The 23465-nt window shown below is 64.0% G+C and carries 20 protein-coding genes and 1 pseudogene; 12 read left to right on the top strand and 9 right to left on the bottom strand.

What is annotated here, in order from left to right:
• From BM374_RS15305 to BM374_RS15285, 5 genes are all read left to right on the top strand, one after another.
• A partial coding sequence (locus tag BM374_RS15305; RefSeq protein WP_092293534.1) for a chemotaxis protein CheW occupies window positions 1-364 on the top strand: 364 nt, incomplete at its 5' end.
• Window positions 365-399: 35 nt separating this feature from the next.
• Window positions 400-786, top strand: coding sequence for a response regulator (locus BM374_RS15300; protein ID WP_092293532.1), 387 nt, complete (start codon window positions 400-402; stop codon window positions 784-786).
• A gap of 34 nt (window positions 787-820) precedes the next feature.
• Window positions 821-1693, top strand: coding sequence for a CheR family methyltransferase (locus BM374_RS15295; RefSeq protein WP_092293377.1), 873 nt, complete (start codon window positions 821-823; stop codon window positions 1691-1693).
• Window positions 1694-1695: 2 nt separating this feature from the next.
• Window positions 1696-2013 (top strand): pilus assembly protein PilZ, encoded by a 318-nt coding sequence (locus tag BM374_RS15290; RefSeq protein WP_092293375.1) that lies wholly within the window; start codon window positions 1696-1698, stop codon window positions 2011-2013.
• A 142-nt stretch (window positions 2014-2155) separates the two neighbouring features.
• A complete protein-coding gene (locus BM374_RS15285; RefSeq protein ID WP_092293373.1) occupies window positions 2156-2659 on the top strand; it encodes a response regulator in 504 nt (167 codons plus the stop codon).
• Between the two features lie 54 nt (window positions 2660-2713).
• On the opposite strand, the gene BM374_RS15280 is transcribed toward BM374_RS15285, so the two are convergent.
• Window positions 2714-3016: a hypothetical protein gene (locus tag BM374_RS15280; RefSeq protein ID WP_092293371.1), complete on the bottom strand. Its 303-nt coding sequence runs from the start codon at window positions 3014-3016 to the stop codon at window positions 2714-2716.
• Between the two features lie 162 nt (window positions 3017-3178).
• On the opposite strand from BM374_RS15280, the gene BM374_RS15275 reads away from it, so the two are divergent.
• Window positions 3179-3814 carry a response regulator transcription factor gene (locus tag BM374_RS15275; RefSeq protein WP_092293530.1) on the top strand — a complete coding sequence of 212 codons (636 nt, stop codon included), beginning with the start codon at window positions 3179-3181 and terminating at the stop codon, window positions 3812-3814.
• 41 nt (window positions 3815-3855) lie between these two features.
• On the opposite strand, the gene BM374_RS15270 is transcribed toward BM374_RS15275, so the two are convergent.
• Both BM374_RS15270 and BM374_RS15265 read right to left on the bottom strand, forming a co-directional pair.
• Window positions 3856-7467, bottom strand: a complete 3612-nt coding sequence (locus BM374_RS15270) for a PAS domain S-box protein (RefSeq protein ID WP_092293369.1) — start codon at window positions 7465-7467, stop codon at window positions 3856-3858.
• Window positions 7445-7864, bottom strand: coding sequence for a response regulator (locus BM374_RS15265; RefSeq protein ID WP_092293368.1), 420 nt, complete (start codon window positions 7862-7864; stop codon window positions 7445-7447). The genes BM374_RS15270 and BM374_RS15265 overlap by 23 nt, the downstream gene beginning before the upstream one ends.
• A 253-nt stretch (window positions 7865-8117) precedes the next feature.
• Between BM374_RS15265 and araD the strand changes: the two genes are divergently transcribed.
• Window positions 8118-9860, top strand: coding sequence for an L-arabinonate dehydratase (gene araD, locus BM374_RS15260; RefSeq protein WP_092293366.1), 1743 nt, complete (start codon window positions 8118-8120; stop codon window positions 9858-9860).
• A 139-nt stretch (window positions 9861-9999) separates the two neighbouring features.
• Window positions 10000-10718, top strand: a pseudogene (locus tag BM374_RS15255) (ribonuclease activity regulator RraA).
• Between the two features lie 15 nt (window positions 10719-10733).
• Here BM374_RS15255 and BM374_RS15250 read toward each other — a convergent pair.
• The gene (locus BM374_RS15250) at window positions 10734-12833 is read right to left on the bottom strand and encodes a S9 family peptidase (protein ID WP_092293528.1); all 2100 of its coding nucleotides are present in this window, start codon (window positions 12831-12833) and stop codon (window positions 10734-10736) included.
• Between the two features lie 140 nt (window positions 12834-12973).
• On the opposite strand from BM374_RS15250, the gene BM374_RS15245 reads away from it, so the two are divergent.
• Window positions 12974-14410, top strand: a complete 1437-nt coding sequence (locus tag BM374_RS15245; RefSeq protein WP_092293364.1) for an MBOAT family O-acyltransferase — start codon at window positions 12974-12976, stop codon at window positions 14408-14410.
• Entirely contained in the window at window positions 14410-15516 is a 1107-nt protein-coding gene (locus tag BM374_RS15240; protein ID WP_092293362.1) for a hypothetical protein, read from the top strand. The genes BM374_RS15245 and BM374_RS15240 overlap by 1 nt, the downstream gene beginning before the upstream one ends.
• Window positions 15517-15545: 29 nt before the next feature.
• Here BM374_RS15240 and BM374_RS15235 read toward each other — a convergent pair whose 3' ends face one another.
• From BM374_RS15235 to BM374_RS15225, 3 genes are all read right to left on the bottom strand, one after another.
• Entirely contained in the window at window positions 15546-16733 is a 1188-nt protein-coding gene (locus tag BM374_RS15235; protein WP_092293360.1) for a pyridoxal-phosphate-dependent aminotransferase family protein, read from the bottom strand.
• 102 nt (window positions 16734-16835) lie between these two features.
• Window positions 16836-17561 (bottom strand): thermonuclease family protein, encoded by a 726-nt coding sequence (locus tag BM374_RS15230; protein ID WP_092293526.1) that lies wholly within the window; start codon window positions 17559-17561, stop codon window positions 16836-16838.
• Window positions 17562-17718: 157 nt separating this feature from the next.
• Complete coding sequence (locus tag BM374_RS15225) at window positions 17719-19449, bottom strand: hypothetical protein (protein ID WP_092293358.1); 1731 nt, start codon at window positions 19447-19449, stop codon at window positions 17719-17721.
• Window positions 19450-19873: 424 nt separating this feature from the next.
• Here BM374_RS15225 and BM374_RS15220 point away from each other — a divergent pair, with 424 nt between their 5' ends.
• Window positions 19874-20725, top strand: coding sequence for a caspase family protein (locus BM374_RS15220; protein WP_092293356.1), 852 nt, complete (start codon window positions 19874-19876; stop codon window positions 20723-20725).
• 176 nt (window positions 20726-20901) lie between these two features.
• Here the strand turns inward: BM374_RS15220 and BM374_RS15215 are convergent, their stop codons facing one another.
• Window positions 20902-21792: an efflux RND transporter periplasmic adaptor subunit gene (locus tag BM374_RS15215; protein WP_177248310.1), complete on the bottom strand. Its 891-nt coding sequence runs from the start codon at window positions 21790-21792 to the stop codon at window positions 20902-20904.
• A gap of 299 nt (window positions 21793-22091) precedes the next feature.
• Here BM374_RS15215 and BM374_RS38580 point away from each other — a divergent pair, with 299 nt between their 5' ends.
• On the top strand, window positions 22092-22232 hold the full coding sequence (locus tag BM374_RS38580) for a hypothetical protein (protein WP_177248309.1): 141 nt from the start codon (window positions 22092-22094) through the stop codon (window positions 22230-22232).
• A gap of 19 nt (window positions 22233-22251) precedes the next feature.
• On the opposite strand, the gene BM374_RS15210 is transcribed toward BM374_RS38580, so the two are convergent.
• Window positions 22252-23367 carry a lactonase family protein gene (locus tag BM374_RS15210; RefSeq protein ID WP_177248308.1) on the bottom strand — a complete coding sequence of 372 codons (1116 nt, stop codon included), beginning with the start codon at window positions 23365-23367 and terminating at the stop codon, window positions 22252-22254.
• Between the last annotated feature and the right edge of the window lie 98 nt (window positions 23368-23465).

Here is a 23465-nt window from a genome sequence, read left to right as displayed (position 1 = left end):
GCCCGAGCGCGTCACCCGCGTTCCCTTGTCCTCGCGCGAGATCTCGGGCGTCCTGAACCTGCGCGGCCGCATCGTCACCGTGGTCGACATGCGCGCTCGCCTCGGCCTGCCCAGGGACGAGGACGGCAAGACGCCGATGGCGGTCGGCGTCGACCTGCGCGGCGAATCCTATGGCCTCCTGATCGACCAGATCGGCGAGGTGCTGCGCCTGCCCGAGGACGGCAAGGAAGACAACCCCGTCAACCTCGACCCTCGCATGGCCAAGCTCGCCGGCGGCGTCCATCGCCTCGACGGACAGCTCATGGTCGTCCTCGACGTCGATCGCGTCCTCGAGCTCAAGACCGACGTACAAATGGCTGCCTGAACGGAAACAAGAGACATTCAATGCCGGAGAGCAAAATGAAGACCTGTTTGGTGGTTGACGATTCCAGCATCGTTCGCAAGGTCGCGCGCCGCATCGTCGAATCGCTGGGATTTCACGTCATCGAAGCGGAAGACGGCGTCGAGGCCCTGGTCCATTGCAAGAAGGCCATGCCGGAAGCGATCCTGCTCGACTGGAATATGCCTGTCATGGACGGCTTCCAGTTTCTGGGCACACTGCGCCGCATGCCCGGTGGCGACGAGCCCAAGGTGGTGTTCTGCACCACCGAGACCGGCATCGACCACATCACGAAGGCGATGGGCGGCGGCGCCAACGAATACATCATGAAGCCGTTCGACAAGGACATCGTGATGGCGAAATTCCAGGAAGTCGGACTGGTCGAGCGCGAAGAAACAGCTGCCTGAAAATCAACCTGCCAGTAGCGTCAAGAGGTATCCTGTGAACGCGCCCGACTACGAGTATCTGCGTAAGTTGCTGAAAGAGCGCTCCGGTCTCGACCTGTCCGCCGACAAGCAATATCTGATCGAAAGCCGCCTGCTGCCGCTGGCGCGCAAGGCCGGACTCGCCGGCATCCCCGAACTCGTGCAGAAGCTGCAAGGCGGATCGAGTGCGCTGATCACCAGCGTGGTCGAAGCCATGACCACGAACGAGACCTTCTTCTTCCGTGACAAGGTCCCGTTTGACCATTTCCGCGACACCATCATGCCGGAGATCCTCAAGGCCCGTGCCGGCAAGCGCAGCGTGCGGATCTGGTGCGCCGCAGGCTCGACCGGGCAGGAGCCCTATTCGCTTGCGATGACCTTGAAGGAGATGGGCGCGGCCCTAACCGGCTGGCGCGTCGAGATCATCGCGACCGATCTGTCGCAGGAAGTGCTGGAGAAGGCCAAGTCCGGCGTCTACAGCCAATTCGAGGTGCAGCGCGGCCTGCCGATTCAGCACCTGGTGAAATACTTCAAGCCGAACGGCGAAACCTGGCAGATCAATCCCGAGCTGCGGGCGATGGTCCAGCACCGCCAGCTCAACTTGCTGCAGGACTTCTCCCATCTCGGAACCTTCGACGTCATCTTTTGTCGCAACGTGCTGATCTATTTCGACCAGGAGACCAAGATCAACATCTTCAACCGCCTGGCCCGCCAGATCGAGCCCGACGGCTTCCTGGTGCTGGGTGCGGCGGAAACCGTGGTCGGACTGACCGATACGTTCCGGCCGCTTGCGGATCGCCGCGGCCTCTACAGGCCGAACGATTCGCGTGCGGCGGCCAAGCCCGCCGCTGACAGTGCGGCGCCGCGCATGGCGATTGCAGGACGATAGACATGGCCGAGGATGGCAAGGGTGCAGAGCGCGTCACATTCAGCCGGGGCTATGATGTCTGCATCATGGCCATCGACGGTACGTGGCGGCGTGACTGCACCCTCAATGCGATTTCCGACAGCGACGCCATCCTCACGGTGGAGGGTTCGATCCAGGGGTTGAACCTGAAGGAGTTCTTCCTGCTGCTGTCGTCCACGGGCCTCGCCTACCGCCGCTGCGAGCTGGTGCGCGTGAACGGCGCCGAGATGGATATTCAGTTCCTGCGCGGCAAGAACCGCAAGAAGCGCGGCGCAGCCAGCGGTCATGATGCGGTGGCGTGATCGCCACGCGCGCTGTGCGCTCCTTTGCTGACGCGTTGCTTCAAATTTTCTGAAAACATCCGAACGAATTGGCAGACCCGGCTTTACACAGCCTAAGCGTGCAGCGTGTAGCAATGGCTGGTCGCAATTTCAGGATCCGGCAATGCCAAGAAGCTCTCTCTCCCCCATTCCCTCAAATCTGCCCGACGCCGCCGAACGGCGCGCGCTTCAGCTCCTGGTGGTCGACGACGACGCTACCCAGCGCAGCCTGATCACGGTCGCCGCCAAGCAGGCCGGCCACGAAGTCACCGTTGCGCCGTCGGTTGCGGAGGCGATCGAAAAGCTGCGCGCTGGACGCTTCGACTGCGTGACGCTCGATCTCGTGCTGGAGGACGGCGATGGCGTCGATGTGCTCCGTGAGATGGCGGCGGCGAAATTCTCGGGTTCGGTGATCGTGATCAGCGGCATGGACGGCAAGCGCCGCAGCGCCGCCCGCAGCTACGCCCGCTCCGTCGGCATCGAGCTCCAGAGCCTGCCGAAGCCGCTGGATCTCGCGGCGCTGCGCATCAGCCTCGCCAATCTCGGCAAGACCGCGATGGGATTGCCGCCGATCCATACCTGGGGCGGCGTCGCCACTGACGCGATCGTGGAGCGGCATCGGACCTGAGACGCGGAGCTGCCATGCAATCGGCTGCGGCCAATCAACCGCACCGATTGCCGCCTACACTGAATTGCCCGATTCCGACAGCTTCTGGAGGGCCCGGGCGAGCTCCGCCCGGCAGGCGTTGAGGGCGGCGCTCGCTGTCGCATATCGGGGCGTGACGTCGTCGAGCACGACAATCTCGGTGGAACCCAGATTGGCGCTCACGATAGCGCTATCGTCCTCGGGCTCCATCGCCGCGTCGATCAGACGCGTGCTGATCTCGATGCGCGCGATCAGGGAGCGAAGTTCGGCTGCGATCAACTGGCGGCTGTCCGTTTCGGCCATCGCGGCGAGCGGGGGTGTAGCTGCGTAATTTAGCATGGATATTCTCCGTCTCCCGCAATAAGGCACCTCAGCGCTACTTGTGCGTTAAGTTCATGTCCCGTACAAATGCGGGTGGGCGGAATCCGCGCCGAAAGCCGAAACTTCAGGCGCGGACGCGAGTCCTTCAATGCCGACTGGCTTGGCGAATGGACGTGGCACATGGTCGAACAAAGCTCCCGTGGTGAGATCTTCGTGGTCGATGACGATCCTGCTGTTCGCGACACCCTGTCGATGGTGTTGAAGGCGGCGGGCTATGAGGTGATCTGTTTTGCGGACGGCGCAGCACTGCTCTCCGTGGCGCGAAACCGTACACCGGCTGCGATCCTGCTCGACGTGCACATCCCCGGAAAGTCGGGTCTCGACATTCTGAAGGAGTTGCACGGCGAAGACTATCCGGCCCCGATCTTCATGATCTCCGGGCAGGGCGACATCGCGATGGCGGTGGGCGCCATCAAGAGCGGCGCGCTCGACTTCATCGAGAAGCCGTTCCGCGGCAGCGAGATCGTCGGCCGGCTGGACGAGGCGATCGGCGCTTATGCACGCAGGCAGGCCGAGAACGCGTCGCCGAAATTCGGCTCGCTGCATTTCCCCGGACGCGAGCCGCTGACCCGCCGTGAGCGCGAGGTGCTGGAGCAGTTCGCTGCCGGTGCCTCCAACAAGGAGGCCGGCCGTACGCTTGGCATCAGTCCGCGCACCATCGAGGACCACCGCGCCAACATCATGAAGAAGCTCGGTGCCCGCAATGCCGCCGACCTGATCCGCATCGTGATGACCGCGGCCCAGCGCGCATCGTAGTTCTACACGCGAAATATCGTAGCCCGGATCCAGATTGCTCCTCAGCTGCTCAGCGCCTTGCGGATGATGCGCGCGAGATCCGATTTGCGATAGGGTTTCGCCAGCAGCAGCACGCCTGAATCCAGCCGGCCATGGTGGATGATGGCGTTTTCGGTATAGCCGGACGTATACACCACCCTGAGATCGGGGCGCGTCTTCAGCACCTCGTCGGCGAGTTGACGCCCGTTCATCTTGCCGGGCATGATCACGTCGGTGAACAGCAGGTCGAACGGCTGTCCGGCCGCGACGATTGCCAGCGCTTCCGCGGCGTTGGCGGCCTGCAGGGTGACGTAGCCGAGCGAGTGCAGCTGCGCGAGCACATATTCGCGCACCAGACGGTCGTCCTCGACCACCAGGATCGTCTCCTGTCCACCCTCGATCGACGCCGGCAGCACGCCGTCGCTGACGACCGTGGGGGTCTTGCCGGGGGGCAGGTACATCTTGATCGTGGTGCCGTGGCCTTCCTCGCTGTAAATCTTGATGTGTCCCGCGGACTGCTTGATGAAGCCGTAGACCATCGAGAGCCCGAGCCCGGTGCCTTTGCCCGGCCCTTTCGAGGTGAAGAAGGGATCGAACACGCGGGCCAGCATGTGGGCCGGAATGCCGGTGCCGGTGTCGCTCACCGCGATCAGCACGTAATGTCCGGGCGGGACGTCGTTGGCGCTGGCGTAGACCTCGTCGAGATAGGCGGCGCCGGTCTCCACGATCAACTTGCCGCCATCAGGCATCGCATCGCGCGCGTTGAGCGCGAGGTTGAGGATAGCCGTGGTGAGCTGGTTGGGATCGACGATCGCGACACAGCTCTCGTCCTCGAACACGGATTCGATCTGGATCTGCTCACCGAGCGTCGGCCGCAACAGCTTGGCTGTGTCGACGATCAGCGAGTTGATGTCGACCTCGCGCGGCTGGAGCGGCTGCTTGCGCGCAAAGGCGAGCAGATGCTGGGTCAGCTCGGCGCCGCGGCCGGCAGCCTCGTCGATCATCTTCGTGATTGCCGCGAGCCCCGGATCCTTGGCCACCGCATCGGCCAGAATTTCGATCGTCCCCGTGATGACGGTGAGGATGTTGTTGAAATCGTGAGCCACGCCGCCGGTGAGCTGGCCCACCGCCTCCATCTTCTCGGCATGACGGATGCGCTCCTCCGAGGCGATCTTGTCGGTGAGGTCGCGGTAGAACACGTTGAACAGGATACCCTCGCGGCGCTTCAGCGCCGTGACGCTTAGCTCGGCCCTGAATTCCTTGCCGTCGCGGCGGCGGACCATGAGCTCGCGGCGGCGGTTGAGGGTCTGACCCTCAGCGGATTCGAGGAAGCGGGCGAGGCCGGCCTTGACCCTTTCGTGCTCGCTCTTGGCGACGATCATGTCGATGGCATTCTTGCCAAGCGCCTCGTCGCGCCGCCAGCCGAACAGCTCCTCGGCCCTCGAGCTCCAGTTCAGGATGGTGCCGCGATCGTCGGTCTGGACGAAAGCGTCGAGCGCGGTTTCGACGATGTTGCGAGCAAGCTGCTCGCTGTCGCGCAAGGATTCGGCGGCGAGCCTCGCCTCGGTCATGTCGCGTCCGACGAAGAAGAAGCGCCTGACCTGATCCGACCAGTTGCCGAGCCAGGAGAGCCAGACTTCGCGGCCGTCCTTGTGGAAGCAGCGGGTGTCCGCGAGCTTGGGATGGCCGCCGCGCCGGAGCTCGCGCATCTCCTCGCGGGACCGATCCAGGTGCGCGGGATGAACGAACTCGGCGCCGCTGTGCCCGATCATCTCCTCCGGCCTGTAGCCGAGGATGGTCTCGCTGCTCGGGCTGATCTGCACGATCTCGCCGCGCGAGTTCATGATCATGATCAGATCCTGCGAGGCGTCGAAAAGCTGCCGCCGCTCCTCCAATTGCTGCTGGAGCGCGCGCTCGGCACGACGGGCCTCGGTCAGACTGCGCGCGGACCCGGAGACGCCGATGACCTCGCCCGACGGCCCCCTGATCGGCGACAGGCTGAGCGAGATTTCGACCGGCGTGCCGTCCTTGCGCATCCGGACCGTCTCGAAGCGTTCGATCGGCTCGCCGCGCGAGATCCGCCTCAAATACTCCTTGCCCTGCTCGCGGCGGTCGGGCGGGACGATGATCGAGGTGGATTTTCCGATCGCCTCGCTGGCCGAATATCCATAGAGACGTTCGGCGGCAGGATTCCAGCCCGTGATGATAGCTGCGAGGGATTGCATCACGATCGCATCGTCGGACGATTCGACGGCGGCGCTGAACAACAGCTCGCGCGCCGCATGATGGCTTCGTGCGGCCTCGGTGCGGCGATGCTCCTGGACCTCGCGTTCGAGGGCGGCTGCTTTCGCTCGCGTTTCTTCGACCATCTGGGCAAAGGCCCGCGCCAGCGCGCCGGTCTCGCCGCTTGCATCGACCGGAATGTCGGCCGGCCGTCCGTTGCCAATTGCCGCCACCGCCCCGGTCAGGCGCGTGATCGGACTTGTCAACGAGCGCGCCAGCAGTACGGCGAGCGAGGCCGCGGCGAGGACGGCCAGCACGCCGACGAGCACGGACGTTCTTTCGATGGCTGCTGGCACGAGACCAAAGACAGGCGCCGGAATCGTCTCGATGATGGCGACCCAATCCTTGCCCGCGAGCAGCGCCGGCGCGAACGCTGCGCCGCTCGGCCGGCCCGATTCATCGGTCATGAGCCGCGTGGATGCGTCCAGCGTACCGATCAAGGGGGCAAAATATGGAAAGTCCTTGCGCCAGTCGTTGGGACTAACATGGGATGCGCCGAATTCCCGCGCGCGATCGGGATGGACCAGATAGTCCCCCCGCGAACTTACGACGTAGATCTCTCCGCCCGAGGTCTTGGTGGAGCGGAGGCTGTCGAGCGCCGGTCGCATGTCGATGTTGGCGACGATGATGCCGAAGGGCTTGCCGTCCGGCGCGAACAGCGGCATCGCGACGCGCAGCGTCGGAACGTGCGGGGCCGTTGTCCCCCCGTGCCGGGTGGCGAGCTCGATGGGCGACACGTAGATTTCACCGGGCCCGAGCCGTATCGTCTCCTGGAAATAGGCCCGGTCGCTCTTGCTTTCCAGTTCGCCGTCGGGAACGATCCGTGCTCCTCCGTTCGGTCCGGACCGGTCGACCCGGACGAGTTCGCGCTGGTCATTGTCAAGCCCGATGATGCGAAACTGCCCATAGATGGGTTTGGCCTCGATCTCGGCCGCGAGCCGCGCCGCGATACGATCGCGCCAGGTTCGCTCCGAAACGCCGTCGGTGGGGTCAATTCCTCCAGCGGCGTGGGCGCGAATGATGCCATTGATGGCCGCGGCGGCGTGATAGCCGATCAGGTCGCCGCGCACTCCGGCAACATAGGATTCAAGATTGACCGCCAACAGGCGCGACTGGGCTCCGACCCGCTCCAGGACGCGGGGGATGACCGCCTGCGTGGTGTTGCGATAGCCCAGCCAACCGACTGCGCCCACGGTAACCGCCACCAGCAGGGTCATGGCGATGGCCAGGCGTGTCGCGAGCGTCGTTCCCTGCCTCACGGGAACATTCGCGGGGCTTCCTGCAAGATTGCTTCCGTGCCGGTCCCGAGCTGAGGAGGAGGCGCTGCCATCATTGGCGGCTGGCATTGACATCAGACCCCTCCGACTCGCCCGCCTTCAGGCAGCCGTCGACCGCCGCCAGCAACGCATCGGCCCGGAACGGCTTCTGCAGGCTGGCGACCGCGCCGAGCTTGGTCGCCATCTTGAGAAAGTCCGGTTCGGCATAGGCGTCCGGCGCGGTCGAACGACCGGAAATGACGATGATGGGGATTGCCGGTTGCAGCGACCGGACATGACGCATTGTTTCCAGTCCATCCATGCCGGGCATGAAGATATCGAGGAACAGTAGGTCGAACGGGTCGGCTTTGAACAGAGCGAGCCCCTTGCGGCCATCGCCGGCGACCGTCACGTGGTGACCGGCTCGCTCCAACAGCAGCCGGATTGTCAACTGAACGGCCGGGTCGTCATCCACGATCAGGATGTTGGCCACGCTAAAACCTCCGGGCCGGATGGGGATGCTCCCAGCGACCCAAATCAAAGCTCCAAATGTGAAATTGTTGCGCGGTTTGTGCCCGCGCTGCAAGCACTTCGGGGCTGGCCTGGCCGAACTCACCCAATTTTGCGCCGCACCCTGAGGTATGCACGCTTGCATGCATGCCGGAGGTCCACCCCGCAACCGGTGCCTTGCGAGAAGTGGACCGCCTGTGGGAAGAGCACGGCGGCCTTCCCGACGGACGAGGACAATGACCAAAACAAGGAAGAAAACACCCGACCAGCTCCGCAGCGCGCGCTGGTTTGCGCCCGACGACCTCCGCTCGTTCGGCCACCGCTCCCGCACCATGCAGATGGGCTACGCGCCGGAGGAATGGAAGGATCGCCCGATCATCGCGATCCTCAACACCTGGTCGGACGCCCAGCCCTGCCACATGCATTTCAAGTCGCGCGTCGACGACGTCAAGCGCGGCGTCCTGATGGCGGGCGGCCTGCCGCTTGAGCTGCCGGCATTGTCGCTCTCGGAATCACTGCTGAAGCCGACCACCATGCTCTATCGCAATCTTCTTGCGATGGACGCCGAGGAGCTGCTGCGCAGTCATCCCGTCGACGGCGTTGTGCTGATGGGCGGCTGCGACAAGACCACGCCGGCGCTGCTGTTAGGGGCCACCTCGATGAACATCCCGGCGATCTATCTGCCGGCGGGGCCTATGCTGCGCGGCAATTGGAAGGGCAAGACGCTCGGCTCGGGCTCGGACGGCTGGAAATATTGGGACGAGCGCCGCGCCGGAAAGATCTCCGACAAGGATTGGCTCGACATCGAAGCCGGCATCGCCCGCAGCTACGGCACCTGCATGACCATGGGCACGGCCTCGACCATGACCGCGATCGCGGAGGCGATCGGCATGACGCTGCCAGGCGCCTCCTCGATTCCGGCCGCGGATGCCAACCACATCCGCATGGCCTCGGAATGCGGCCGCCGCATCGTCGAGATGGTGTGGGAGGATCTGACGCCGAAGGCGATCCAGACCCGTAAGGCCTTCGAGAACGCGATTGCGGTCGCGATGGCGATGGGCTGCTCGACCAATGCGATCATCCATCTGATCGCGCAGGCCCGCCGGGCCGGCCAGGATATCGGCCTCGACGATTTCGAGATCGCGAGCCGCAAGGTGCCCGTGATCGCCAATGTCCGCCCCAGCGGCGAGACCTATCTGATGGAGGACTTCTTCTATGCTGGTGGCCTGCCGGCATTGATGGGAGAGATCAAGGAGCATCTGCATCTCGATTGCATCACGGTGTCTGGCAAGACGCTGGGCGAGAACATCGACGGTGCCGAGGTGCACAATGCCGACGTGATCCGTTCGGTCGCCAATCCCATCTACAAGGAAGGCGCGCTCGCGGTGCTGAAGGGCAATCTTGCGCCCGACGGCTGCGTCATCAAGCCCTCCGCCTGCGCGCTGCGCTTCCTCAAGCACACCGGGCCGGCGCTGGTGTTCGACGATTATCCGTCGATGAAAAAGGCGGTCGACGATCCCAATCTTGACGTCACTGAGGATCACATTCTCATCCTGCGCAATGCGGGGCCGCAGGGCGGGCCAGGCATGCCGGAATGGGGCATGCTGCCGATCCCGACCAAACTCGTGAAGCAGGGCGTGCGCGACATGGTGCGCATTTCCGACGCGCGCATGAGCGGCACCAGCTACGGCGCCTGCATCCTGCATGTTTCACCTGAGTCCTATATCGGCGGCCCGTTGGCGCTGGTGCAGAACGGCGATCGCATCACGCTGGACGTCGCTGGCCGCACCATCAATCTCGACGTTCCCGAGGCCGAGTTGGAGAAGCGCCGCGCCGCCTGGAAGCAGCCCGAGCGCCGCTTCGAGCGCGGCTATGGCTGGATGTTCACCAAGCACATCAAGCAGGCCAATGAAGGCTGCGACTTCGACTTCCTCGAGACCGGTTTCGGCGCGCCGATCGGCGAGCCGTCGATTTATTGATCGTCGTTCCGGGGCGCGCGCAGCGCGAGCCCGGAACCCATTTCACCGCGTTGCGTGCGGCCCGATGGATTCTCTGGTGCGCAACTGCGCACCATAGCTCGCCGCTGCGCGGCGCCCCGGAATGACAAGAGGATACATCATGACAAAACTCAGCGAAGCCACCCGAAACAAGCTCAAATCCGTCTCCACTGCCACCGTCGCCACCGCACTGTTCAAGCGCGGCCTGCGCATCCAGATGATCCAGGATGTGCACCCGTTGGCCCCGACAAGCCGACCATGGTTGGCGAGGCCTTCACGCTGCGTTACATGCCGGCCCGCGAGGACCTCAACACGATCGACGTGTTCAGGGACCGCTCGCATCCGCAGCGCAAGGCGGTCGAGGATTGCCCCCCAGGCGCGGTGCTGGTGATGGACAGCCGTAAGGACGCGCGCGCGGCCTCGGCCGGCGCGATCCTGGTAACGCGCTTGATGAAGCGCGGCGTTGCCGGCGTCGTCACCGATGGCGGCTTCCGCGATTCCGCGGAGATCGCCAAGCTCGGCATTCCCGCCTACCATCATCGCCCATCGGCGCCGACCAATCTGACGCTGCACCAGGCGATCGAAATCAACGTTCCCATCGGCTGCGGCGATGCGCCGGTGTTTCCCGGCGACGTCATCCTGGGCGATGCCGACGGTGTCATCGTGATCCCCGCGCATCTTGCCGACGAGATCGCCAATGAAACTTTTGAGATGACCGCGTTCGAGGATTTCGTCACCGAGGAAGTCGGCAAAGGCCGCGGCATCTTCGGTCTCTATCCCGCGACCGATCCGCAGACGCTCACCGACTTCGCCGAATGGCGTAAGAAAAACGGAAGATAGCTTCGGGCTACAAGATCACGCCTGCGCCGGCCCGGTCGCCCACAGCGCAAACGCGTACACGATCGCGACTTCGTCGAGCCGGTCGAACCGACCCGAGGCGCCGCCATGGCCGGCGCCCATGTTGGTGCGCAGCAGTACCGGCCCGCCGCCGGTCATGGTCGCGCGCAGGCGGGCGATCCATTTCGCCGGCTCCCAATAGGTCACGCGCGGATCGGTTAGTCCGCCCATCGCCAGGATTGCCGGGTATTCCTTCGCTGTGACATTGTCGTAGGGGGAATAGGACAGGATGGTGCGGAAATCCTTTTCGCTCTCGATCGGATTGCCCCATTCGGGCCATTCCGGCGGCGTCAGCGGCAGGGTGTCGTCGAGCATGGTGTTGAGCACGTCGACGAACGGCACTTCGGCGACGATGCCGGCGAACAATTCGCCGGCGCGGTTGGCGACCGCGCCCATCAGCATGCCGCCGGCCGAGCCGCCATGGCCGACGATGCGCTTTGCGCTCGTGTATTTCGCATCGATCAGCGCGCGAGCGCTGGCGGCAAAATCGTCGAACGAGTTGGTCTTCTTTTCCCGTTTGCCGTCGAGATACCAGCCCCAGCCTTTGTCGGCACCGCCGCGGATATGGGCGATGGCATAGACGAAGCCGCGATCGACCAGCGACAGGCGGTTGGCGCTGAACGAGGCCGGCATCGCCATGCCATAGGAGCCGTAGCCGTAGAGCAGTAGCGGCGCCGCGCCGTCGAGCTCGAGGCCGCGGCGATAGAGGATCGAGACCGGCACCTCGGCGCCGTCATGTGCTTTGGCCATGATGCGCGTGGTGACGTAATCGGCGGGGTCGTGGCCGGACGGAATCTCCTGGCGCTTGCGCAGCGTGCGCGTGCGCTTGACCATGTCGTAGTCGTAGACTTCCGAGGGCGTCGTCATCGACGAATAGGCAAAGCGCAGATTGGTCGTTTCGAATTCGTAGGAGCCCATCGTATCGAGCGAATAGGCGGCCTCGTCGAAGGCGATCGCGTGCTCCTCGTTCGATGCGAGGTCGCGGATCACGATCGAGGGCAGCGCGTTGGCGCGCTCCAGCCGCACCAGATGGCCGGCATAGAGATCGAGGTCGATGATGTAGATGCCGGGACGATAGGGGATCAGGTCGCGCCAATTCTTGCGTTCGGGGGCGCCGAGCGGCGCGGTGACGATCTTGAAGTCGATGGCGTCATCGGCATTGGTGAGAATGAAGAGTTCGTCGCCGCGGTCGGCCAGCGAATATTGCACGCCTTCCTCGCGCGCCGCGACGAGGCGCGGCGGCGTCTCGGGGTTGGTGAGATCGATCAGCCGCTGCTCCGACGTCTCGTGGTCGCCGCCGGCGATCACGCAGAAGCGGCCGCTGGTGCTCTCATGCAGATGGGTGAACCAGCCGGAATCCTGTTCTTCGTAGACCAGCGCATCGTCAGCCTGCTTGGTGCCGAGCTTGTGCCGCCAAACCTGCATCGGGCGGTGATTGTCGTCGAGCTTCACATAGAAGAAGCTTTTGCCGTCCTTGCTCCAGACCACGCCGCCGTCGGTTTCCTCGACGACGTCGTCGAGATCCTGACCCGTCGCCCAATCGCGTACGCGGATGGAGAAATATTCGGAGCCCTTGGTGTCGGCGCTCCAGGCCTGGAGTTCGTGATTGTCCGAGTGCCGGCTGCCGCCGAACTTGAAATATTTGTGGTCCTTGGCGAGCGCGTCGCCGTCGAGCACGATCTCGGCCTTGCCGCCGTCGCGCGGCATGCGACCGAACAATTCGTGCTGGCCGCCCTCGCGGAATTTGCGGAAATAGGCAAACCGTCCGTCCGGCGACGGCACGCTGGAATCGTCCTCCTTGATCCGCCCGCGCATCTCGCGCACCAGCGTCTTTTGCAAGCTTGCGGTGTGGCCGAGCAGGCTCTCGGTGTAGCCGTTCTCCTCGTCCAGATATTTGCGGATATCGGGGTCGAGTACCGCGGGGTTACGCAGCACCTCCTGCCAGTTCGGGTCCTTCAGCCAGGCATAGTCGTCGGTCACGACGATGCCGTGCCGGGTGAAGGAATGCGGCCGGCGCGGCGCGACGGGGCGCAGGGAAGGTGTCTTGGCCTGGGTCACTCGATCCTCATTCAACTCAGTATTTCACCTTATATCGTCCCGATTCGGCGAATTGCCAGCGCCGTAGCTTCACGCCACCCGCTTGTTGGCCGGTCGCATGTATGCTTTAGGGGCAATACCCCCGCCGCTGGTCCAGCCTGATGCTCTTCAATTCCTATACGTTCATCCTGCTGTTCCTGCCGGCCGTGCTGGCCGGCTATTTCTGGCTGGGGCGGCGCAGCAATCTTGCCCCGGTGATCTGGCTGGCGCTCGCTTCGCTCACCTTCTACGCCATCGGCAACTGGCAGTTCGTGGCCCTGTTGCTGCTCTCGATCGCCTTCAATTACGGGATCGGTCATCTCCTGATCGTGGCGAAGCTCGGCCCGTCGCAACGAAAGGCGGCCCTTGCCGTTGGCGTCGCCGGCGATCTTCTCGTGCTCGGCATCTTCAAATATGCCGGCTTCGCCATCGACAACATCAATGCGCTGGCCGGCACGCATATTGCCGTTCACATCCTTCTGCCGGTCGGCATCTCCTTCTACACCTTCACGCAGATCGCGTTCCTGGTCGATGCGTATCGCGGGCAGGTCGCCGCCTACGCGCTGCCGCACTACGCGCTGTTCGTGACGTATTTTCCACATCTGATCGCGGGGCCGATTCTCCACCACAAGGACATGATCCCGCAATTCGAGCAGGAGCGATCGAAGCATCCGCAATCGCATCTGATCCTGTGCGGTCTCATCATCTTCGGGATGGGCCTGTTCAAGAAGACCGGGCTCGCCGACGGCATCCAGCCCTTGGTCATGCAGGCCTTCGGGCCGAACACGCCGACCTTCGATCAGGCCTGGATCGGCGCGCTCGCCTACACGTTCCAGCTCTATTTCGATTTCTCCGGCTATTCCGACATGGCGATCGGCATATCGCTGATGTTCGGCATATTCCTTCCGGTCAACTTCAACTCGCCTTACAAGGCGACCAGCATCATCGAATTCTGGCGGCGCTGGCATATGACGCTGTCGCAATTCCTGCGCGACTACCTCTATATTCCCCTCGGAGGTAACCGCCTTGGCCGCGTGCGGCGCTACGTCAACCTGATGGTCACGATGCTGCTCGGCGGTCTCTGGCACGGAGCGGCCTGGACGTTCGTGGCGTGGGGCGCGCTGCACGGTGCCTATCTTTGCATCAATCATGCCTGGATTCATTTCGCGCCGCCGATCCCGCGGCGGCTAGCGCCGGTGGCCGGCTTTGTCGGCTTCGTCCTGACCTTCCTCGCCGTCGTCGTCGCATGGGTGTTCTTTCGCGCCGACAGCCTGGCAACGGCGCTTCTCGTGCTGTCGAAGATGGCAGAGCCGGGCAACCTCGCCCTTGGCCGCGGCGAGATCGCCTATGCGCTGTTCATCGCCGTCTACGCGGCCTTTGCGTGGTTCATGCCGAATACGATGAAGCTCATGGGTTACGATCATCGCAGCCGGAAAGTCGGGGAAGCCTTTGCGGCCAGCCGCCTGCACTCCGTCTATCTCTACGCGGCGGCGGCGGTGCTGGCGTTCGGCGTCCTCGGTATCCAGAGCCGCAGCGAATTCATCTATTTCAGGTTCTGATGAGCACGCCGACAAAGAGCCTGATCAAGTTTCTGGCCGCGGTCGTCGCCGTTCTTGTGGCGGCGCCCGTGCTCACCTTCATCGTCGATCCCTTGCAGTTATTTCGGCCGGCACGCGTCGTCGATGCCATGTATTCGATCGACAGCCGGATGCAGAATGCCGGCCTGATCCGTAGCCAGACGTTCGACACCGTTTTCATGGGAACGTCTCTGGCGATCCATTTTCGGCAAAGCGATATGGACAAGGCACTTGGTGTTCGCTCGCTGAAGCTGGCGATGAGCGGCTCGAATTCGCACGAGCAGAGTTTCGTGCTCGCGACTGCGATGGAGCGCCATCCCGCGCGGGTGATCTGGGAAATGGATGACTGGATCTTTCGTGATGCGCCCGAGGTCGACGCCAACGCATATATCCCCGCCGATTTCTACCGGCGAAACGCAAGGGGCATTGCCTCCTATCTCGTCTCGGGAGCGATGGCCCGTGAATCGCTATGGATACTGGCGCGATCGGTTCCTCCGTTGAGGCCTGTCGTCACGCGCCTGACCAACGGCATCATGTTCAAGTTTCCGCTTGCGCAGGCGGAGGACATCAACGTCCTTCGCCCCAGCGACAACGTTGCAGAGATCTACAACGCCGGAAAAGCGCTGGCCGCCTTCAAATTCATTACCGATCCCGTCCGCAGCAATTATCTGGCGGAAGGTTACGAGACCGGCGCCATGATGCGAAATTTCGAACGCGATGCCGTTGCCCTGATCGCGCAGAACCCGAGCGTGACTTTCGACATCTATTTCCCGCCTTACTCGATCCTGCAGTTCGTGGCGATGCGCGATGCGTCTCCCATGACGCTGGCGATCGTCTACGACGTCACCGCCCGCATCGCGCAGCGCCTGACGCAGCTCCCCAACGTGCGGCTCTATGACTTTCGTCGCGTCAAGGACGTCACCCACGATCTCGGCAATTATAGCGACGTCGTCCACCATTCGCCGGCCGTCGATGCGAAGGTCCTGCACTGGCTGGCGCGCGGAGACTACCGGGTCGATCCGAAGATGCCGCTTGCCTCGCTCGACGAGCTGAAGGCGCAGGTCGAGGCGTATCGCGTGCCGCAGTAGGCCAGGACGGCATCGGAGTTTGTGGCGCCTTACACCGCCACTTCCTCACCCAGATACGATACCGCGGCCTCGAGCCCGCCCTTGCCGTGCGGAATCTTCAGCGCGTTGAGGCCGACCTCGATCACTCCGAGCGTGCCGAGCAGCATCGGCGCGTTGACATGGCCCATATGGGCGATGCGGAAGGCTTGTCCGGAGAGATCGCCGATGCCGGTGCCGAGCACGACGCCGCACTTCTCCTTGCAATAGCGCTGCAGCACCGCCGGATCGTGGCCGCTCGCCATGGTCACCGTCGTCACGGTGTTGGAGCGCTCGCTGGGTTCGGCAACGTTGAAGCCGAGGACCTGGCCTTCCGTCCATGCGCCGACCGCGCGACGGGTGGCTTCGCCGAGCAGGGCGTGACGGCGGAAGGCGTTCTCCAACCCTTCCTCGTGCAGCATGTCGATCGCCTTGCGCAGCGCGAACAACAGATGCACCGGCGCGGTGCCGGCATATTTGCGATAGTTCTCGGTGCCCTCGCGCTCGCTCCAGCTCCAATAGGGCGTCGACATGTCAGCCTTCTTGTGCACCTCGAGCGCGCGCGCATTGGCTGAGACGAAGCCGAGACCGGGCGGCGTCATCAGGCCCTTTTGCGAGCCGGACATGGCGACGTCGACGCCCCATTTGTCCATCTCGAACGGCATGCAGCCGAGCGAGGCGACGGTGTCGACCATGTACAGGGCGGGATGGCCGGCCGCCTTGATCGCCTTGCCGATCGCCTCGATGTCGTTCTGCACGCCCGAGGCCGTGTCGACCTGGACGACGACGACGGCCTTGATCCTGTGCTCGGTGTCGCGGCGCAGCCGTTCCTCGACCTCGTGCGGCCGCACCGCGCGGCGCCAGTCGCCCTTGAGCACCTCGACCTCGGCGCCCATCAGCGCGGCCGCATTGCCCCAGCCGATCGCGAACCGTCCGCTTTCCAGCACCAGGACCTTGTCGCCGCGCGACAAGACGTTGCTCAAGGCAGCTTCCCAGGCGCCGTGGCCGTTCGCGATGTAGATGTAGGACTTGCCCTTGGTCGCGAACAGACCAGAGATGTCGCGGAGCAGGCTTTCGGTCAGGTCGAGCATCTCCTTGGAGTAGATGTCGATCGCCGGCCGATGCATCGCCTGCAGCACCGCGTCGGGCATCGTGGTGGGCCCGGGGATGGCCAGAAACTCCCGGCCCGCGCGAACGGTCATTGCTATCGGTCCTTGTTGCTTGAGAACAGGATGGTGGGTCGCTGAATCACACTTGTACGCGGCGCTGGCGCCTTGGAAAAGCGCGCAAAACGCAGGTCTGGGTTATCGTTTGGTTTCGCGGCAGCCGGCGGCTTCCGCCTCCTCGACCGAGCAGAACCAACGGGTGCCCTTGCTGATCTTCATCTTGATTTGCGCATACCAGCGGCTGGTCGGCTGGTGATAGATGCACTCACCGGCGCTGTTGACGTTGCCCTTGATGGTGCAGTCCGGCGAGGGTGCGACCGGGCCTGAGGCCGAGGCCAGCAGCACCGTATGCGCGCCTTCGGGCGGCTTGGTGGCGCCAAGGATCGCGGTCTTCTTGTTGCGCACGCGCCAGTCCCAGGGGGCGATGAAGGCGCCCTGCCACATCCCGGCCTTGGCTTCGCGCGCGGCCTTCTCGTCCGCATCGTAATCGTGCGACATGCGGGTATAGGCCAGCGCCCAGCCGTTGCGCACCAGCCATTTCTGGATGTCTTCGCCGCCGACCTCGCAACGCGCCACGGTGCGACCGCGCCGGTCGATCGAGCGGGCATGGCAGACCCAGCTTTTGCCATCGGCGTATTTGGCGAGCTCGTCGCGCGCCGCGACGCCGCAGGTCCAGCGCTCGCCCTTGGTGTTGAGGCAAAGCTGGTCGACCGACGGCGCATCGACGCCGCCGAGCCGGATCCGCGTGTTGCCGATCAGGATGGAATCGCCGTCGCGGACTTTTGCAGTGCCGGTGACGTCGGCCGCCTGCGCCAGCGAGGGGACAATCAGCAAAGACAACGCAATCAGGATTTTTCGCAACATGCCGGTCCGCGTGTAAAGGAACTCGATACAGCCGCGCAATTGTGGTCGGCTTTGGGCTATCAGGCCAGCATATGCCCAACGGAGAGGCTTTCAACTTCCCGTCATTACCGGGCGAGTAGCGAGTAGGGAGTGGCGAATAGCGCGCGTGCACCATTCGCTATTCGCCATTCACAATTCGCCTGCGCGCCACCGCCAGCCCCATCAGCACGAAGGCCGACGTCACCTCCGGCCCGCCGACCAGGATCCGCGTCGGGGTCTTCATCTTGTTCCATTCATAGGCGCGGAACGGGCCGCGGCGGCCGCCTTCGCCCACGGCATCGACGATCACGTTCAGCGCGGGTGCAAAGGCGCGCGGGTCGGCGCCGAGATGGCCGAGCGCGATCAGCGCCAGCGCGGCGTCGAACACGTTCATCTCCGCGGCGATCAACTCGCCCTTGACGTAGGAGAGCACGCGGTGGCGGATGAAATCGAAATCGCCGTCGGGATCGATCGCCGCCTGCGCCGCCAGTGGCAGCGCCAGGAAAGCTGCGTAGCAGCGGCCGAAATAGGCGCTGTAGAGTTCCGGCAGATAATAGATGTGCGAGCGCGGATTGGCGAAGGCGCCGCTTGCGGCGAGCCGCTTCTGGAAGCCGATAATGCGATGCACGGTTGCCAGCCGCGCCGGCGTCTCCAGAATCTTCCAGCGCGCCAGATTGCGAAAGCTCACCTCGAGAATGTCGAGATTGAGCGTTGGATCGAGATCGTTGCCATAGGGCCGCTCGCCCTTGAGGTTATCGATCCAGGTCGCAACGCCGCCCTCGTAGTCGATGTTATCGTTGAGCGGCACCGTCACGCGCGGTTCGTTGACGCCGGCATGCACCTGATAGCTCGCGTAGAAATCCAGCAGCGGCTGGTCGATGATGGGGTCGGTGCAGCCGGCCTGCGTCGCTGCTGAGATCGAGCACGCCGTCGTGTCGCAGTCCGGCACATAGATGCCGAAGCCGAGGTCCTGCTTGATTTGCGCAAAATAGCGGGAAAAGCGCGGATGCGGCGCCGGCGCGAGCGCGGTGATGACGTTGAAGCGCGAACCGCCTGGGCCCTCGACCTCTTCGCGGCTGATATTGACGCAGAAATCGACCATGTCGGCGATCGCGCGCTCCGCTGCTTTCTTGTCCGCCGGCGACGCCAGCCCGGTCTCGACATAGCCAAGCAATGCCTCGATGAAGAACGCATCGTAATAGGCCGAGCGGTGGCGGATTTGCACCGGCTCCCACATCGGCTCGGCGATCCCTCGCCAGGGCGGATTGACCACGGCGCGTGCGGGCGAGCGCGCGATGAAGACCCGCGCGAGGTTGAACAGCAGCGACGAATTCTTGTAGCCGCGCGCGTTCAGCCCGGTGAGGGCCATGGTCAGCTCGCGCCCGCGGAAATCGGGATCGCCGATCAGGTTGAAGGCGGCGTAGGTCGGCAGAAAGCCATTCTTGCGGTACGAGCCCAGCAGATGCTGCGCGCAGTCGCGGATCACACGATCGATCTGCGCCGGTGCCGGCATCGCGCCGATGAACGCGGTCGGCGGCGGCTTGGGATGGTCGAGCGCGATGCTGTCGACCAGTTCGGCGACGGGCTGGCCGACCGCGGCCCAGTCGGGTTCGGCATCGTCGCGGGCGCCGACCAGGGCCTCGCGTAGCCGGGTCAGCTTGGCCTCGTCACGCAGCTCGGGGAGACCGGCGCGGCGCAGCAGCATCCGCAATGCGGGATTGCCGAGTGCGGTCTTGTAGAACTTGGCCAGATGCGGATCGCCGCTGGCTTGGCCCGACAATACGGGATCGCAGACGTCATAAAGGGAGGGGCCGTCTTTCCGGGCCATCAGCGCCCGGCACGCGGCACCTGCAAAATAATGAAAGCTCATGAAATACCTGGTGGCGGGGGACTTTCGCGGAGGCCAAGTCGGCGCCAAGTCGCCGACCCCATCCTCCGCAAGTCGTTGAAAAAGCTACCCGGATTCGCAGGAAAAACAAATGTGACTGATGTCACATAAATAACCCGCAAAAGAGGCCAGCAAGATCCGCCCCGGAAGGCTACGGGGAGGGGGAAAAGGGAGGAAAACGGGCCGGAAAATATATTGAGATCTCAATATGTTAACTCAAATCTTGGCAATCTATTGCCCGCGAGCCTATATCCGGTTAAGTCTTTGTTTGGTGCGGCGCCGCAAATTGCGCGCAATTCGGGGGCACTCCCCCCGGCCGATCCCTCAAACCTAAAGACGCCATCGCGCTACTCAAGCAGTGTGCGCGCGCTTGGCAGGTCTTTGGCACCGACAGGAATGAAGCGAGATGAATGTAAGGCAGCTCGACATTTCCAAACGCTCGATTGCGCTCGCCGCAGCCCTCATCGGCACGGTGTCGCTGGCGATCGGCGCTCATGCTGCCCTCAACATGCGCGCGCTCGACGCCGCCAAGGCTGTTTCGACCGACCAGGTCACGGACTCGGTCGGCCAGACCTCGCGCCTGGCGCTCGTCATTGGCAATGGTCACTATCCCGACGCCAGCGCGCCCCTGACGCAGTCGATCAACGACGCCCGCGCGCTGTCCTCGGCTCTGCGCAAGAACGGTTTTGACGTCGACATGGTGGAAGACGCCAGCAAGGACGACATGGTCCGCGCCGTCAACCGTCTGAAGTCCCGCATCACGCATGACACCACCGTCATGCTGTTCTTCGGCGGCTACGGCGTGCAGGCCGGCCGCGAGAGCTACATGCTGCCGGTCGATGCCGTGATCTGGAAGGAAAGCGACGTCCGCCGCCAGGGCGTCTCGATCGAGGGCGTGCTCGACATGATGAAGCAGCAGGGCGCCAAGGCCAAGCTCGTCGTGGTCGATGCGTCCCGCCGTAACCCTTACGAGCGCCGCTTCCGCTCCTACAGCCATGGTCTCGCGCCGATCGGCACGCCCGACAACGCACTGATCCTCTCCTCGGCTTCGCCCGGCAAGGTCGTCGACGACGGCAAGGGCGAGCACTCGACCCTGGTCAGCGAGCTCCTCAACAACCTGAATGCGCAAGGCAGCAGCGCCGAAAGCGTCTTCAACAAGACCCGCATCGCCATCTCCCGCGCCAGCGAAGGCGATCAGGTCCCGACCGTCTCCTCCTCGCTGCTCGAGGACGTGCAGTTCAACCAGGCTGGCGGCTAGTTTTTCCTAGATCTTACGACGTCTTCGGCCCCGGACGCGGCGCATCATGCAAGGATGCGAAGCTGAGCCGGGGCCCGGTTCCTTAGGGTGATCGCGTCGCAACGAGACGGGTCCGGCTCTGCGCAGCAGCGCTACACGCTGCAGCCCGTCCGGGACACGGGATCAATCTCTCAAACCTACTTCGCCGCTTCGCTCGCCATTACCGGGCGCACTGGATCGCCTTCGCGCAACAGCGCGCCGGCGCGGGCGACGACGATATCGCCTTCATTGAGGCCGTCACGGACCTCGATATTGCCGCCCGACATCAGCCCGATCTCGACGCGCTTGGTCTCGACGCGATTGCGGCGGATCACCTGCACCACAGTGCCGGCGGACGAATATTGCACCGCTGTCAGCGGTACCGCGACATTGCAGCTCTGCCCGGTCTTGATCAGCGCCCGCCCGCTCGCATTCAGCAGCAGCCGCTTCTGCGACGAGATGCCGATATAGACCATGCCCTGCTGGATGTTCGGCTCGACGGTCGGACCGATGCGCCGCACCTTGCCGTCGATATCGCCGGCGCCGGCAATCCGCACGGTGGTCGGCTGATTGACCGCGAGCTTCCTGACATCGTTGGTCGCGACCAGGCCGACGAGATCGTATTCGCTGCGTGCAATGATCGTGAACAACGCCTCGCCCTTGGCCGAGGCGAGATTGCCGATCTGCGCGGTCGAGGTGGCGATGACGCCGGCCACGGGGGCGGTGACCTGCAGCGTGCCGCCTTCGGGCAGAGCCAGCCGCGCCAGCACCTGGCCGGCCGTGGTGGTATCGCCTGCTTCGGCCAGCACGTCCGTCACCTTCAGCCCGGGCCGCTCGGGGCGCACCGAGGTCTCCTCGCGGGCGATGATCGTGCCGGTGGCCTCGACGATATCTGAGAAGCAGGACTTTGCCGCCTTCAGCACTGTGACCGCCGGCCCCTTGGGCGTGTCGTCATCGGCGGCTGCGGCCGGATATCGACCGAAGACGAGCGCTCCGGCGATGGCTGCGGGAAACAGGCTACGGACGACGGCACGAGGCAAATGGCGCATTGGAAATTCCACGAGGGCTATGCCTCCAAATCGATAGCAGATGGCGGCCCCCCGGACTACGGCAGCGTTGTCCCAAGGCAGGGATGCCGAGCCGCCTGGGCTGCCGCAGCAAGCCGTTGATTAGTCGCGGGAATGGAAATCAGGTTCGCCAAACAGGGCTTCGCACCAGGTCGACGACGTCTCTGCTCAGGTGGCGGTGACGCCCTAGCGCTCCCTCAGCCCCGGCGATCGCCGACCAGCTTGCCGCTGGAACGATCAATCAAGTGCAGGCGTGTACAGGCTGGACAGGAGACCGGCACATGCGTGCGATCGGCCGGCTCGTCACTGAGCCGATGCTGCACATTCAGGCCGGTCTGAGGGCACTTGAAGACAATGTGACGGTCCATGAGCGACGATATGACGCTTGGGCGCACCTTGCGAAATTCCGGATGTTTACTTAGGTCGCCCGCCCGATCCCGCTCAGGGCAGGGTTAAGAATTCCACCCAATTCGGCTTCTTCCCGGTGGCATAGGATTTCAGCTTGCTGAGCGCGCCGCTGGTCTGGTCGATGGCGTAGACCGTCATGCCGTCGGACAACTCGCCGACGGCGGCGAGATAGCGGCCGGTGGGGTCGATATTGAAGCCGCGCGGCTGCTTCTCGGTCGGCACGCTGCCGATCGTGGTCAGCTTACCGCTTGACGCATCGACCTTGTAGGCGGTGAGGGTGTTGCTGGTGCGCTCGGAGGCGTAGAGGAAGCGGCCGTCCGGGGTGATGTGGATGTCGGCGGCCCAAGGCTTGCCGTTGAATCCCTCCGGGAGCGCGGTGGTGCGCTGGATCTCGCTCCAGGCCCCGCTCTTGGCCTCATAGCTGAACGCGGCGACGTCGCCGTTCAGCTCGTGGATGAGATAGACGAACTTGCCGCCCGGGTGGAACACGAAGTGCCGCGGGCCGGATTTCTCGGGCACCTTGATCGCGGGCGGATCGCTCGGCGTCAGCGTGCCGGCCGCGGCGTCGAACGCAAAGCTCAGCACCTGGTCGGAGCCGAGATTGGTCGCGAACACGAAGCGGTTGTCGGGCGAGGGCAGGAGGGCGTGTGCGTTCAGCCCGGTCGGGATCACCTGCTTCGGCTCGCCGACGACGCCATTCGCGGCAAGTGGATTCAGCGCGACCTTGTTGCCGCCATAGGAGGCGCTGAACAGCACCTTGCCGGTGCGATCGGTCGCGATATTGGCCATGCTGTCGGCGAGCGGCCCATTGCCGATGTGGCTGAGGAGGCCTGTCTTGGGATCGATAGCAAAGCTCACCGCGAGGAACGGCTGCGAGCGGACGCCGGCGATCAGCACGCGATGGTCCGGTGTGATCGCGAGCGGCGTCGAGGCGCCCGGCTTTTCGACCCCGGTGAAGGCGGCCGTCTGCACCGGCGTCATCTCGCCGTTCTCGGCGATCTTGAACACGCTGATGTTGTTGGAGTCGGCATTGCCGACATAGGCGAAGGTTTCGGCCATGCCGGCACGGACTCCCGAGATGAGGGCAACAGAGGTGAAGAGAGTGGCGACAATCGCAGCACAGGCTGCGGGGCGTGTCGGTCTGATCAAGGCATCCTCCCGCCGGTGTGGTGTTGTCATTGTGCAGGGAAGGATAGCGGCCCGTGTTCCGCTGCACCAAACTCCAGATGGGATTGATTGATGCCGAA

This window comes from Bradyrhizobium sp. Ghvi, assembly GCF_900115265.1.
Taxonomy (GTDB): domain Bacteria; phylum Pseudomonadota; class Alphaproteobacteria; order Rhizobiales; family Xanthobacteraceae; genus Bradyrhizobium.
Note: the sequence above shows the minus strand (reverse complement) of the source record. Positions and strands in the feature narration are given on the sequence as shown.

Coding starts and splice junctions, on each gene's coding strand:
- BM374_RS15300 (WP_092293532.1), top strand. CDS start 400: ATGAAGACCTGTTTGGTGGTTGACGATTCCAGCATCGTTCGCAAGGTC.
- BM374_RS15290 (WP_092293375.1), top strand. CDS start 1,696: ATGGCCGAGGATGGCAAGGGTGCAGAGCGCGTCACATTCAGCCGGGGC.
- BM374_RS15285 (WP_092293373.1), top strand. CDS start 2,156: ATGCCAAGAAGCTCTCTCTCCCCCATTCCCTCAAATCTGCCCGACGCC.
- BM374_RS15280 (WP_092293371.1), bottom strand. CDS start 3,016: ATGCTAAATTACGCAGCTACACCCCCGCTCGCCGCGATGGCCGAAACG.
- BM374_RS15275 (WP_092293530.1), top strand. CDS start 3,179: ATGGTCGAACAAAGCTCCCGTGGTGAGATCTTCGTGGTCGATGACGAT.
- BM374_RS15270 (WP_092293369.1), bottom strand. CDS start 7,467: ATGTCAATGCCAGCCGCCAATGATGGCAGCGCCTCCTCCTCAGCTCGG.
- araD (WP_092293366.1), top strand. CDS start 8,118: ATGACCAAAACAAGGAAGAAAACACCCGACCAGCTCCGCAGCGCGCGC.
- BM374_RS15245 (WP_092293364.1), top strand. CDS start 12,974: ATGCTCTTCAATTCCTATACGTTCATCCTGCTGTTCCTGCCGGCCGTG.
- BM374_RS15240 (WP_092293362.1), top strand. CDS start 14,410: ATGAGCACGCCGACAAAGAGCCTGATCAAGTTTCTGGCCGCGGTCGTC.
- BM374_RS15235 (WP_092293360.1), bottom strand. CDS start 16,733: ATGACCGTTCGCGCGGGCCGGGAGTTTCTGGCCATCCCCGGGCCCACC.
- BM374_RS15230 (WP_092293526.1), bottom strand. CDS start 17,561: ATGTTGCGAAAAATCCTGATTGCGTTGTCTTTGCTGATTGTCCCCTCG.
- BM374_RS15225 (WP_092293358.1), bottom strand. CDS start 19,449: ATGAGCTTTCATTATTTTGCAGGTGCCGCGTGCCGGGCGCTGATGGCC.
- BM374_RS15220 (WP_092293356.1), top strand. CDS start 19,874: ATGAATGTAAGGCAGCTCGACATTTCCAAACGCTCGATTGCGCTCGCC.
- BM374_RS15215 (WP_177248310.1), bottom strand. CDS start 21,792: ATGCGCCATTTGCCTCGTGCCGTCGTCCGTAGCCTGTTTCCCGCAGCC.
- BM374_RS38580 (WP_177248309.1), top strand. CDS start 22,092: ATGCGTGCGATCGGCCGGCTCGTCACTGAGCCGATGCTGCACATTCAG.